This is a genomic window from Microbacterium panaciterrae (genome assembly GCF_039541635.1).
Classification (GTDB): domain Bacteria; phylum Actinomycetota; class Actinomycetes; order Actinomycetales; family Microbacteriaceae; genus Microbacterium; species Microbacterium panaciterrae.
In genome coordinates, this window is record NZ_BAABGP010000014.1 from 54,314 (window position 1) to 66,768 (window position 12,455).

A 12,455-nucleotide genomic window follows, 5' to 3' on the forward strand; every position below is an offset into this window, starting at 1 on the left:
CGTGGCCTTCCGCCGCTCGATCTACAAGAGTCGCGCCCAGCTCGAGGCCATGGTCGAGCCGGGGCGGATCACGGCCGCGGCGCTGACCGCGGTGCGCGCGGCGGTGCGACCGGGCATCACCACGGGGGAGCTCGACGCGATAGCCGATCGCGTGATCGTGGATCGCGGCGCCGAATCCAACTTCAAACTTGTGCGCGGCTACCGCCACACCACCTGCATCTCCGTGAACGACCAGGTCGTGCACGGGATCCCCGGATCGCGCGTGCTGCACCCCGGCGACATCGTCTCGGTCGACGGCGGCGCGCAGTTCCGCGGCTGGAACGGCGACAGCGCGTTCACGATGGTCGTGCCGGATCCGTCCCAGCCCGCGCTGGTCGCCGCACGCACCGCGCTGTCGGACGTGACCGAGGGGTCGATGTGGGCCGGCATCGCCGCGATGGCCACCGCGACCCATCTGGGCGACATCAGCGCCGCGATCGAGGATCACATCCTCGGCGCGGGGGCGAGCGCGGTGGCGCCGAACTACGGGATCCTGCGCGAATACGTCGGCCACGGCATCGGCCGCAAGATGCACGAGGCGCCGAGCCTGTTCAACTACCGCACGCCCGACCGGGGCGCAGAGGTGCGCCCGGGGCTCGTGCTCGCGATCGAGCCGATGGTCACCGCCGGATCGGACCGCACCTACGTCGAGGACGACGACTGGACCGTCTCCACGATCGACGGATCCGACGGCTCGCACTGGGAGCACAGCGTCGCCCTGCACGACGGAGGCATCTGGGTCCTGACCGCCGAGGACGGCGGCCAGGCCGGCCTCGCCCCCTTCGGCATCGTGCCGGTGCCCGTGGCGTAGCAGGCGCCGGTGACGTAGGGCGTGGCGTAGGGGCGCGCAGCCTCAGCGCGCAGGTCCGGCAGCCGGCGCGGGAAACCATTTCCTGCATGAGACACCACTCCTGACGTGGTGTCTCATGCGCGATCTGGCTTCTCGGCGGAGAGACGTGGTTCCTCGGCGGAGAGGCGTGGTTTCTCGCGCGACGAGGATACCTCCCGAGGTCGATGTCGCAGCGTGGCGAGCATGGCGTTCTGACGTGCCGCCACCACGGAGACCTGCGCCGCATTCAGCGCCCGCTCGAGGGGCGTGACCCGCCAGACGTCACCGAGTTCCCAGCGCGCGAACGGATGCCCGTGCCGCCGCAGCCGGTCTTCGCGGCGCTTCTCGCCACGGAGGCGTTCGGCGGCCTTCTCCGGTTCGTCCAGCTGGTACTTGCCCCAACCGTCCGCCTCGCCGATGGCACGTGCCGAGCGGAAGTGGAAGTCGACGCGGTCCAGAGCGCCCTCGTAGTGGAACGTGCGCTGCAGCTCCGGCTCCTCGTATCCGCGCCACTCGATCACGGCACGGCTGAGGCTCTCCGCAGGGGACTCCGCGCGCGGGTCGGCGCGCGACCACGCCCAGCTCAGCCGAGCGGATCCCCGCCCGTTGCATTGCGCGGATCCCAGGTCCTGCAACTGGGTCAGGGTGGATCCGCCTCCCTGCGCGGGCGAGATGGAGGCGTCGACGATCGCGAGGGCCTGTGCAGGCGGCACGACGCGGAGGAGATCGATCACGGTGTCCGGCAGTGCAGTCACCAAGATCGCGCCGTGGCGCTCGACCGCGCGCCCGTCTGCGCTGGTGTGCACGCACACGTCGCCGAACCGCCGGGATCGCGTGCGCGCCGGGTCGTACACGTGGATGTCGCGCGCCTCGCCGAACGATGGCAGCCCGTGCACGACGGCCGCAGATTCCAGGCACAGCACTGCGTCGGGATGCGCCCTCGCGAACGCGTGCACGCGCACCGCGTACCGCTGCCACGGCCGCAGCGCGAGGTAGGCGCGGCGCGGGACGTAGATCCCGGAACGCACCCGCACGTGCCCAGCGGGATCGAGACGGATCCCGCACAGGCGCGCTTCACGGGCCGTCACCAGCGGCAGGGGAGAGGCGAGCACCGCGCGGTCGGAGAGGAGGAGGGGCATTCCCGCATGATGCCCGCCCCACGATAGCGGCGCGGTGGCGCGTGCAGGAGTCGTGCAGAACTCGCAGCACCCCCGCGTTGTGCGGACCAAGCGCGCGCCGACTGGGGGCGGGCGCCCGGCGTGGCCCGGCCCGGCCAGCGAAAAACCAGATCCGCCGTGAGACACCACTGCAGACGTGGTGTCTCATGCTAGAAGTGGTTTCTCGCGGCGGCGGCCGGGTCGCGGCGGCGGCCGGGCGAACCTCGCACGGGGCTCAAAGCCGGGACAGGGCAGAATAGGTGCACGCAGCTGAACAGGATCCGCGTTGCGGGTCCCGAGAGAATGGAAGTGCAATGGCCACTGCCAAGGGCAGGACCAGCGGGTTCGTCATCGGAATCACCGCCGCCGTCGTCGTCGTGCTGATCGCGCTGGTCGGCGTGGTGGTGTGGATGAACAACAAGGCGACCGACCCGGGCGCTGCGCCGAAGGGTTCGATCATCAACTCCGACACCGGGGCGATCACCACAGGCACCGGAACGGACAAGGTCACGCTGTTCGTCGACTTCCAATGCCCGGTCTGCAAGAACTTCGAGACGGCGTACGGCGCCGACCTGCAGAAGCTCGCGAAGGACAACAAGATCACGCTCGAGTACCACCCGATCGCGATCCTGGACCGTCTCTCGCAGGGCACGAACTACTCCTCGCGCTCCGGCGGCTCGGCGTACTGCGTGGCGCAGTCCAAGCCGAGCAGCTTCCTCGACTACCTGAACACGCTGTTCGCCAACCAGCCTGCGGAGAACTCCACGGGGCTGACCGATGCGCAGCTCGTCGACTACGCGAAGCAGTCCGGCGCCGACAAGGCCGCCGATTGCATCACCAAGCAGACGTACTTCAAGTACCCGACCGCGCAGGCTACCGCCCACCAGATCACGGGGACGCCGACGGTCGAGGTCAACGGCGCACGCCTGGATCTGACCAAGGCCACCGACCTTGCGAAGCTGACGGCGATCCTCACCAAGAACGGCATCCAGCCCGGACAGTGAGCCGTGCGGGCAGCATTTGCCCGAACCGCGGATCCGGACTACCATAGATCCTTGGTGCTTTGCGCCTTGGTCCGGCGTGTCCGGACCCGCGAGCACCACACCACCCAACCACCGCAGATCGACCGGTCTGCAGAAGCGTCAGCGAGGCTATGGCTAAGAAAGACGGTGTCATCGAGATCGAGGGCGTGATTTCCGAGGCGCTCCCCAACGCGATGTTCCGCGTTGAGCTGAGCAACGGACACAAGGTCCTTGCAACGATCTCCGGCAAGATGCGGCAGAACTACATCCGCATCATCCCCGAGGACCGTGTCGTCGTGGAGCTCTCGCCCTACGACCTCACCCGCGGGCGCATCGTCTACCGCTACCGCTAGGCCGGTCGAGAAGTAACACCCCAGGCGTTCGCGCCTGCCCGGTGAAGACAGCGATAAGGAAACAACATGAAGGTCAACCCCAGCGTCAAGCCGATCTGCGATCACTGCAAGGTGATCCGCCGCCACGGCCGCGTCATGGTGATCTGCAAGAGCAACCCGCGCCACAAGCAGCGCCAGGGCTGAGGTCCGGGCTCCGGCCCGGCGCTCTCGCACGTTCATAACTCAACACACAACGGCAGGATCAGAACCCACAAGGGGGACACCTCGGGCGGAGGCCCGGGCACCGATCCTGCTCCACACCTCCACAACAACTCCAGGAGTTACCGCATGGCACGTCTTGCCGGCGTCGACATCCCGCGCGACAAGCGCGTGGTGATCGCCCTCACGTACATCTACGGCATTGGCAGCACTCGTTCCGTCGAGATCCTCAAGGCCACCGAGATCGACGAGTCGATCCGCGTCAAGGACCTCACCGACGACCAGCTCGTCGCTCTCCGCGACCACATCGAAGGCACCTACAAGGTGGAGGGTGACCTCCGCCGTGAGGTCGCCGCCGACATCCGCCGCAAGGTCGAGATCGGCTCCTACGAGGGCATCCGTCACCGTCGCGGCCTGCCGGTCCGCGGTCAGCGCACCAAGACCAACGCGCGCACCCGCAAGGGCCCCAAGCGCACCGTCGCCGGCAAGAAGAAGGCCCGCTAAGCGGCCAGGGAATAGGAGAACACTTTCATGGCTGCACCCAAGGCCGCCGCGCGCAAGCCGCGCCGCAAGGAAAAGAAGAACATCGCGCTGGGCCAGGCCCACATCAAGTCGACGTTCAACAACACCATCGTCTCGATCACCGACCCGTCCGGCGCTGTCATCAGCTGGGCCTCGTCCGGTGGCGTGGGCTTCAAGGGCTCGCGCAAGTCGACGCCGTACGCCGCCGGCATGGCCGCGGAGTCCGCCGCCCGCCAGGCGCAGGAGCACGGTGTCAAGAAGGTCGACGTCTTCGTGAAGGGTCCGGGATCCGGCCGCGAGACCGCGATCCGCTCGCTGCAGGCCGCCGGCCTCGAGGTGGGCTCGATCCAGGATGTGACGCCGCAGGCGCACAACGGCTGCCGTCCGCCGAAGCGCCGCCGCGTCTGACGCTTTCTGAGGATCCCCGGTCGCTCCAGACCGGGGATCCTCGCCCGCGTTCTTCCCACAACTCAAGACCTCACCCACACGTGTCAAATAGCGGGCACGTGATCGAAAGGAACACACAGTGCTCATCGCACAGCGTCCCACTCTCACCGAGGAAAAGATCTCCGAGAACCGCAGCCGGTTCGTCATCGAGCCGCTCGAGCCCGGTTTCGGATACACGATCGGCAACGCGCTGCGTCGCAGCCTGCTCTCCTCGATCCCCGGCGCGGCCGTCACGAGCGTCCGCATCGACGGCGTCCTCCACGAGTTCAGCACCATCCCCGGTGTGAAGGAGGATGTCACCGAGATCATCCTGAACATCAAGCAGCTGGTCGTCTCCTCGGAGCGCGACGAGCCCATCACCGCGTACCTGCGCAAGACGGGCGCCGGCGAGGTCACCGCGGCGGACATCTCCGCTCCGGCCGGTGTCGAGGTGCACAACCCCGAGCTGGTCATCGCGACGCTCAACGACACCGCCAAGTTCGAGCTCGAGCTCACCATCGAGCGCGGCCGCGGCTACGTGTCCGCATCGCAGAACCGCAGCGAGTACGCCGAGGCCGGCCAGGTGCCGATCGACTCGATCTACTCGCCCGTGCTCAAGGTCAGCTACCGCGTCGACGCCACCCGCGCCGGCGAGCGCACTGACTTCGACAAGCTCGTGCTGGACGTCGAGACGAAGAACTCGATCGTCCCGCGTGACGCGGTCGCTTCGGCCGGTCGCACGCTGACCGAGCTGTTCGGCCTCGCCCGCGAGCTGAACGTCGAGGCCGAGGGCATCGAGATCGGCCCCGCGCCGGTCGAGGCCGTCCTCTCCAACGAGCTGTCGATGCCGATCGAGGATCTCGATCTGTCGGTGCGCTCGTACAACTGCCTCAAGCGCGAAGGCATCAACACGGTGTCCGAGCTCGTCGCCCTCTCGGAGACGCAGCTCATGAACATCCGCAATTTCGGACAGAAGTCGGTGGACGAGGTGCGCGACAAGCTCGTCTCGCTCGGCCTGTCGCTGAAGGATTCGGTGCCCGGTTTCGACGGCGCCCACTTCTACGGCGGCTCCGAAGACGAGTCCTTCTGATACCCGACCCTTTCCGATCCAGGAGTAAGAACAATGCCTAAGCCCACCAAGGGTCCCCGCCTCGGAGGCGGCCCGGCCCACGAGCGTCTGCTGCTCGCGAACCTCGCCGCCCAGCTGTTCGTGCACAAGTCGATCAAGACCACCGAGACCAAGGCCAAGCGCCTGCGTCCGCTGGCCGAGCGCCTCGTCACCTTCGCCAAGCGCGGTGACCTGCACGCACGCCGTCGCGTGCTGACGGTCCTGCGCAGCAACAAGGAGGCGACGCACATCCTGTTCGCCGAGATCGCGCCGCTCGTCGCCGAGCGTGAGGGCGGCTACACCCGCATCACGAAGGTCGGCAACCGCAAGGGCGACAACGCCCCCATGGCTGTCATCGAGCTCGTGCTCGAGCCCGTCACCCCCAAGGTGAAGAAGGCCGCCGCGAAGCCTGCTGCCGCCAAGGCCGAGAAGGCCGCGCCGGCCGAGCCGGCTGCTGAGGTCGTCGAGGAGGCCGCCGAGGCTCCCGTCGCCGAGGCTGCCGCTGAGGCCGCCGCTCCCGAGGCCGCTGAGTTCGGTGCGGATTCCGCCGCTCCGCTCGAGGACGGTTCCGCGCCCGAGGGCTTCGACATCAAGGGCAACAAGGACTCGATGAAGTTCCACCGCCCGGATGGCCGCTGGTACGAGAAGACCGTCGCCGAGGTGTACTTCCGCACGGCGGAGGCCGCCGAGGCCGCCGGTTTCGTCGAGGCCGGCAAGTAAGCACGTCTCATCGCTCGAAGCCCGTCGCCCCCTGTGGGGCGGCGGGCTTCGTCGTTGTGGCGTTCGCCCTCGTTTCGAGTCGTCCCCGTGGGTGCACGCCATAGGGTGCGCTGACGGGGACGACTCGGATCCGGTCCCCTGCACCGCGGTTCGCCTGTCGCCAGATGCCCCTGCTACGACGAGGAAGGGGCATCTGGCGACAGGCGAGCGGACGCCGGCGGCGATGACCGGGAGACCGCGATCCCGCGCTGTGTGTCGGCGGCGCTCGCCAGACGCTAACAGCCCCTTGCACCGCGGTTCGCCTGTCGCCAGATGCCGCTGCTGCGCCGAGGAAGGGGCATCTGGCGACAGGCGAGCAGAGGTGGTGGCCGCGGTCGCGCGGGCAGCGCGGGCGAGCGAGCGCCCGCGGGCGCCGCCACCGCCTCAGGGGGCGGGGCAGACGACCGCGTCGGGGGCCGTGACGAGAGGCGCGCCGGCGCAGGGGCCCGGGCCGAGGGTGCGCGTGTGCTCCATCGCGGGGGCGTCGAAGAGGCCGACGTGCGCGCCGGAGAGCACGATCGTCGAGACGGGGGATCCCCAGGGTTTGGCGGCGATCCACTCGATGCGGTTCTCGCGCACCCACGCGGCGATCGGCGCGGCAGCCGTGCGCTGCTCCGCCAGCGTCTGCGCTGTCGGAGGGCTCAACGCCCGCAGCGCATCACCACCGGCACCGCCGCCCGCCACGAGCACCAGGGCGGCCGCGGAGACCACCGTCAGCGCTCGAACCGCGGTGCGGCCAGCACCGGGGGCTCGGCGACGCCACAAAGCCGTCACGGCGCGCACGGCGACGGCGGCGAGGATCGGCGCGAACGCGAACACGCCCACCGCGGGATGACGCACCCAGAGCGGCAGCTGGGCGGCCTGCGCCCACCAGCCGACGAACGCGAGCAGCCCCACGGCGGATCCGATCCCGAGTGCGACGAGCTGCGGATCCCGATCCCGCCACCGATCCCGCGTCCGTTCCCGCCACGGCCCGCGATCCCGCCCCCCGAACGCGGCGAGCCCGATGACGATGGCCGCGAGCACGGCGGCGATCGCGACCAGCCACCACGGCACGAACCAGGCGCCCGCGAGCGTGCCGAGCTTCTCCGGGACGGTCGTCGGCGCAAAGTGCTGGCCGCCGCTGAGCAGGAACCCTCCGAGCGACCGCACGTGCCGGGCGTACCCGGAGGGGCCGAGCGAGACCAGCGCGGCCAGCTCCATCAGCACTGTGGGGGCGGCAACGAGCACGAGCGGCAGGATCCCGCGGCGCAGCGTCGCGACCAGCCGCACGCGGAACGGCCCCGGCGGGGTGAGCAGGAACAGCGCCACGGCGAACGCGGGCAGCGCGAGCAGCGCGATCAGCTTGGCCTGCACGGCGAGCCCGAGCAGGAGACCTGCCAGCCACGCGCGGCGGCGCAGCACGATGAGCGCCCACGCGATCCACGCCGCGGCAGCGGTCTCGCCCAGCAGATCCGCCGGACCCTGGATCGGCGAGACGCTCCCCGCCGTGTTGAACGCCAGCGGCAGGGCGACCGCGAGCAGTGCGCCGAACGGTCCCGCGAGGCGGCGGCCGAGGATCCCGAGACCAGCGAGCAGCAGCACCCAGTACGCGAGGGGCACGAGGCGCGCGCCGATCACCGGGTCGATCCCGGTGGCCAGCACGGCGGCGACGGGGAGCAGCACGACGGGTCCGGTGGAGATCCGCGGATCGAACGGCGTCAGCGTGGATCCCGACAGGGTCCCGTCGCTCGTGTAGCCGAGGCCCGCGAGCAGGTTGCGCGGCACGGTCAGGTTGAACGCCTCGTCCTCCCAGAACCGCAGCACGATGAGGCTGTGCCACATCACGATCGCGTTCGCGGCCAGCAGGGCGGCGAGCAGGATCCAGAACAGGGCTCCGGCGAGGCGCCGGCTCATGACGACGCGGGCCCGGCGGGCGAGGGCGACGCGGGCCCAGGCGCCCCCGGCCCGGCGTCCGACTCGATCGTGTACTCGACGCCGCGCAGGGGAGCGCCGGGGCGCAGCGACCAGCGCCACACCTCGCCGAGAGCGTGCAGGGCGAACAGCACGAGCTTTTTCGGCGGCAGGGACGGGCGGGAGACCTTGCCCCACATGGTCCCGGTCGCCGATGCTCCACGCCGCGGGATGCTGCGCACGTGCAGATAGCGCACGGACAGCCCCGCGCGCACCTCGGCGAGCGAGAAGTGCACGTGCGGCACCAGCGCGTCGCTCGGCACCGCGCCCACGAGCATGCGCACGACATCGGGCCGGTACACGCGCAGCGGGGTGTTCACGTCCGGGATCCCGTGGCCGACGGCGGCGGCGATCAGCAGACGCACGCACGCCGTGAGCACGCGCCGGTACCAGGCGTCGGTGCGGTCCCGGCGGACGCCGTGCACGACGTCCGCGCCCGTGGAGGCGAGGGCGCGCACGGCCGCGGCGATCTCGGATCCGAGGAACTGTCCGTCGCCGTCGACGTGCAGGAGGGCGTCGGGGTCGAGGGCGAGGCCGGCCCGGTAGGCGGCGAGGGCGGTCGGACCGTGCCCGCGGTTGGCGGGCTGCGTCTCGACGCGCACATCGTCCGCGTCGGCGAGAGCGGCAGGTGTGCCGTCGGTGGACCGGTCATCGGCGACCACGAACGTCACGCGCTCGGCGAGCGGGGCGACCGCGGAGCGGATCTCATCGATGAAACCGCGGATGCCCTCGGCTTCGTTGTAAGCCGGCATCACGACGGCGAGATGGGCGTACTGCACTCAGAAACCTCAGCTGTCAGGGGTGGACGCGTCCCGGCCGGGCGTTCCCCGGGTAGTCTAGTGGGGCTATGGATCGCCGTTCCCGGTTGCGCCGTCTCGCCGGGGTCGGCACCCGCTTCCTCATCGTCGGCGGGCTCAGCACCCTCATCGAGGTCGGCGCGTTCAACCTCTTCGTCTACGCCTTCGGGTGGAACCTCGTCGTCGCCAAGATCGCCGCGTCGCTGGTCGCCCTGATCAACGCCTACATCGGCAACCGGGAGTGGGCGTTCAAGGATCGGGATCGCCGCGGCCGCGTCGCAGAGATCCTGCTGTTCCTCGCGGTGAACCTGATCTGCACCGGGCTCGGGGCGGGCATCGTCTGGCTGGGCGCCGAGCTCGTGCAGGGCTCCACCGGACGCGCGCCGGGCCCCGCCCTGGTGAACATCGTCAACCTGGCGAGCATCGCGATCATCGTCGTGGTGCGGTTCTTCCTGTACCACTACGTCGTCTTCCGCCGCACGCCGAAGCCGGCGCCGGTCTCGCCCGCGGACTGAGCCCGGCTCGGCGTCCAGGACGCGAGAAACCAGATCCTGCATGAGACACCACTGCAGGTGTGGTGTCTCATGCCAGAAGTGGTTTCTCGCGGGGGCGGGGCGGGCTCACCCCCGCGGCGGGCTCAGCCCTGCGGCCGGGCGCGGAGATCCTTGCGCAGGATCTTGCCGGAGCTGGACTTCGGGATCCGGTCGATGAACTCCACGATGCGCACCTTCTCGTGCGGCGCGACGTGGGCCGCGACATGCGCTTTGACGCCCTCGGCGTCGAGCTCGACGCCGGGCTGCAGCACCACGAACGCCTTCGGCACCTCCTGACCGTCCTCGTCGGGAGCGCCGATCACGGCCGCGTCGGCGATCGCCGGATGCTCCAGCAGCACGGCCTCGAGCACGGCGGGCGCGACCTGGTAGCCCTTGTACTTGATGAGCTCCTTGAGCCGGTCAACGATCCGGAAGACGCCTCCCGCGGTCATCGTCGCGACGTCGCCGGTGTGCAGCCAGCCGTCGGTGTCGAGCATGTCGGCGGTCGCGTCGGGACGGTTCAGGTACCCCTTCATGACCTGCGGTCCGCGGATCAGCAGCTCGCCAGGATCGCTCGCGCCCCCCGCGGGAACAGCGACGTCGGATCCGTCCTCGGCGAGCAGCCGCGCCTCGGTGTTCGGGATCAGCAGTCCGACCGAGGAGAGGTCGATGTCGTCGCGCTCGACCGGGATCGTGTGCGTCACGGGGCTGGTCTCGGTCATGCCGTATCCCTGCCGCACGATGCAGTCCAGCCGCTCGGCGACAGCGTGGGCGAGGGCTCCGTCGAGGGGCGCCGCACCGGAGAACACGACCTTGACCGCGCTCATGTCGTACTGCGCGACCAGCGGATGCTTGGCGAGCGCGACCGCGATCGGAGGTGCGATGAACAGCCAGCTGGTGCGCTGCTCCGCCACGATGCGCAGGAACTCGACCAGATCGAACTTCGGCATCGTGACGAGCGTGGCGCGCAGGCGCACCGCGAGGTTCAGCAGCACGGTCATGCCGTAGATGTGGAAGAACGGCAGCACCGCGAGGATCCGATCCTCGTCCGTGAACTCGATCGAGATCGTGCTCTGCACGACATTGGCGACGAGGTTGCGGTGCGTGAGCATGACGCCCTTGGGGCGCCCCGTCGTGCCCGAGGAGTAGGGCAGTACGGCGACGTGCGTGGCCGGGTCGAAGGTGATCACCGGCGCGTGATGCCCCTCGGAGAGCAGATCGCGCATCGACGGGTGGCCCTCGGCGCCGTCGAGCACGATGAGCTGGTCGGCGGGCAGTCCGAGCGCGTCGGCCGCGGCCTGCGCCTGCGGCAGCAGCGGGCTGACCGTGATGAGCCAGTACGCCGAGGCGTCGCGGAGCTGGTTCTCGATCTCGTCGGCGGTGTAGAGCGCGTTGATCGTCGTGGCGGTGGCCCCGGCGCGGAGGATCCCGTGGAACACGCTCGCGAAGGCCGGCACGTTCGGGCAGAGCAGGCCCACGGCGTCGCCGACGCCGATGCCGCGCGCGGCGAGCGCTCCGGCGACGAGGTCGATCTGCCCGACGAGCTGGCGGTACGTGGTCTCCGCTCCGCTCATGCCGTCGATGAGGGCGACCCGATCCAGGTCGTGCTCGGCCAGGTCGCCGAACAGGTACTCGTGCACGGAGACGTCGGGGATCTCCACGTCCGGGAAGGTGCTGCTGACCATGGGATCTCCTTCGATCGCGGTCGCGCTGCGGTCGGGCGCCGCCGTCGCTTGAGGTTCAGTGTCGCACAAGAGGGCACCGCGTCCCAGGGGTGTGCGTGGCTGGCCGGCACGCCTGGGGTCGCAGACGCGCGGCGGCCGGCGGCGTGAGGGCGGCGTGAGGCGGCGGATCCGTCCCGGGTAGCCTGGACCCGTGCGCATCCGTCTCGACATCGCCTACGACGGCACCCACTTCCGGGGGTGGGCGCGGCAGCCGACGCTGCGCACGGTGCAGGGCACGCTCGAGGCGGCGCTGGCGCGGATCGTCGGCTCGGAGGTGCAGTTCGTCGTCGCGGGGCGCACCGACGCGGGCGTGCACGCGACCGGTCAGGTGGCGCACGTCGACCTGGACGAGCAGCAGTGGGCGCGGGTGGCGTCGCGCAACGGGCGTGCGGCCGCCGGAGGCCACGCGGCGGGAGAGGCGGGCTCGGCCGTCCCGGCCCGAGCCCTCGCCCGCCGGATCAACGGCGTGCTCGGGCAGTATCCTGACGTCATAGTCACCCGCACCTCGCTCGCGCCCGAGGGGTTCGACGCCCGGTTCTCCGCGGTGTGGCGGCGCTACCGCTACCGGCTCGCCGACGACCGTGCCGGATACGATCCGCTGCTCCGCCACGACACCACGACGATCCGCGGCACGCTCGACGAGGCCGCGATGGACGAGGCGGCCCAGACGCTGATCGGGCTGCACGACTTCGCCGCCTACTGCAAGGCGCGTGAGGAGGCGACGACGATCCGCACCCTGCTCGACTACCGCTGGACGCGCGACGCCACCGGTGTGCTCGTCGCCGAGGTGAAGGCCGACGCGTTCTGCCACAGCATGGTGCGCGCACTCGTGGGCGCCTGCGCGGCCGTGGGGGAGGGGCGCCTCGAGATCGCCGATCTCGGCCGGCTCCGCGACGAGCTCACCCGCACGAGCGAGTTCAAGGTGCTCGCCGCGCGCGGCCTGACTCTCACCGAGGTCGGATATCCGGCCGATGCGCTGCTCGCCGCGCGGGCCGAGCAGACCAGGAACCGCCGCGAGCTCGACGCCTGATGCGC

Annotated in this window: 14 protein-coding genes; 10 read left to right on the forward strand and 4 right to left on the reverse strand. The window is 70.2% G+C overall.

Translation table 11 applies throughout. From position 1 onward, the window contains the following. Position 1 precedes the first annotated feature (1 nt). The gene (gene map, locus ABD882_RS10350; RefSeq protein ID WP_345186686.1) at positions 2-850 is read left to right on the forward strand and encodes a type I methionyl aminopeptidase; all 849 of its coding nucleotides are present in this window, start codon (positions 2-4) and stop codon (positions 848-850) included. A gap of 113 nt (positions 851-963) precedes the next feature. Here map and ABD882_RS10355 read toward each other — a convergent pair whose 3' ends face one another. Further along, entirely contained in the window at positions 964-2,007 is a 1,044-nt protein-coding gene (locus ABD882_RS10355) for a hypothetical protein (RefSeq protein ID WP_345186688.1), read from the reverse strand. A gap of 332 nt (positions 2,008-2,339) precedes the next feature. Here ABD882_RS10355 and ABD882_RS10360 point away from each other — a divergent pair, with 332 nt between their 5' ends. The 7 genes from ABD882_RS10360 (at position 2,340) to rplQ (ending at position 6,374) form a co-directional block, all read left to right on the forward strand. After that, positions 2,340-3,029, forward strand: a complete 690-nt coding sequence (locus tag ABD882_RS10360) for a DsbA family protein (protein ID WP_345186689.1) — start codon at positions 2,340-2,342, stop codon at positions 3,027-3,029. Positions 3,030-3,178: 149 nt separating this feature from the next. Beyond that, positions 3,179-3,400: a translation initiation factor IF-1 gene (infA, locus tag ABD882_RS10365; protein WP_017201569.1), complete on the forward strand. Its 222-nt coding sequence runs from the start codon at positions 3,179-3,181 to the stop codon at positions 3,398-3,400. A gap of 66 nt (positions 3,401-3,466) precedes the next feature. After that, positions 3,467-3,583, forward strand: coding sequence for a 50S ribosomal protein L36 (gene rpmJ, locus ABD882_RS10370; protein ID WP_005050492.1), 117 nt, complete (start codon positions 3,467-3,469; stop codon positions 3,581-3,583). A 144-nt stretch (positions 3,584-3,727) separates the two neighbouring features. Then, positions 3,728-4,102 (forward strand): 30S ribosomal protein S13, encoded by a 375-nt coding sequence (rpsM, locus tag ABD882_RS10375; RefSeq protein ID WP_345186692.1) that lies wholly within the window; start codon positions 3,728-3,730, stop codon positions 4,100-4,102. A gap of 27 nt (positions 4,103-4,129) precedes the next feature. Next, positions 4,130-4,528, forward strand: a complete 399-nt coding sequence (gene rpsK, locus ABD882_RS10380) for a 30S ribosomal protein S11 (protein WP_045249905.1) — start codon at positions 4,130-4,132, stop codon at positions 4,526-4,528. 118 nt (positions 4,529-4,646) lie between these two features. After that, entirely contained in the window at positions 4,647-5,636 is a 990-nt protein-coding gene (locus ABD882_RS10385) for a DNA-directed RNA polymerase subunit alpha (RefSeq protein ID WP_345186694.1), read from the forward strand. 33 nt (positions 5,637-5,669) lie between these two features. After that, positions 5,670-6,374: a 50S ribosomal protein L17, sunset domain variant gene (gene rplQ, locus ABD882_RS10390; RefSeq protein ID WP_345186696.1), complete on the forward strand. Its 705-nt coding sequence runs from the start codon at positions 5,670-5,672 to the stop codon at positions 6,372-6,374. 423 nt (positions 6,375-6,797) lie between these two features. Here rplQ and ABD882_RS10395 read toward each other — a convergent pair whose 3' ends face one another. Both ABD882_RS10395 and ABD882_RS10400 read right to left on the reverse strand, forming a co-directional pair. Beyond that, complete coding sequence (locus tag ABD882_RS10395; RefSeq protein WP_345186697.1) at positions 6,798-8,309, reverse strand: hypothetical protein; 1,512 nt, start codon at positions 8,307-8,309, stop codon at positions 6,798-6,800. Continuing rightward, positions 8,306-9,145, reverse strand: a complete 840-nt coding sequence (locus ABD882_RS10400) for a glycosyltransferase family 2 protein (RefSeq protein ID WP_345186699.1) — start codon at positions 9,143-9,145, stop codon at positions 8,306-8,308. The genes ABD882_RS10395 and ABD882_RS10400 overlap by 4 nt, the downstream gene beginning before the upstream one ends. 68 nt (positions 9,146-9,213) lie before the next feature. On the opposite strand from ABD882_RS10400, the gene ABD882_RS10405 reads away from it, so the two are divergent. Beyond that, on the forward strand, positions 9,214-9,678 hold the full coding sequence (locus tag ABD882_RS10405) for a GtrA family protein (RefSeq protein ID WP_345186701.1): 465 nt from the start codon (positions 9,214-9,216) through the stop codon (positions 9,676-9,678). Between the two features lie 122 nt (positions 9,679-9,800). On the opposite strand, the gene ABD882_RS10410 is transcribed toward ABD882_RS10405, so the two are convergent. After that, the gene (locus ABD882_RS10410; RefSeq protein WP_345186702.1) at positions 9,801-11,381 is read right to left on the reverse strand and encodes an AMP-binding protein; all 1,581 of its coding nucleotides are present in this window, start codon (positions 11,379-11,381) and stop codon (positions 9,801-9,803) included. A gap of 190 nt (positions 11,382-11,571) precedes the next feature. Here ABD882_RS10410 and truA point away from each other — a divergent pair, with 190 nt between their 5' ends. After that, positions 11,572-12,450: a tRNA pseudouridine(38-40) synthase TruA gene (gene truA / locus ABD882_RS10415; protein ID WP_345186704.1), complete on the forward strand. Its 879-nt coding sequence runs from the start codon at positions 11,572-11,574 to the stop codon at positions 12,448-12,450. The last annotated feature ends 5 nt before the right edge of the window (positions 12,451-12,455 follow it).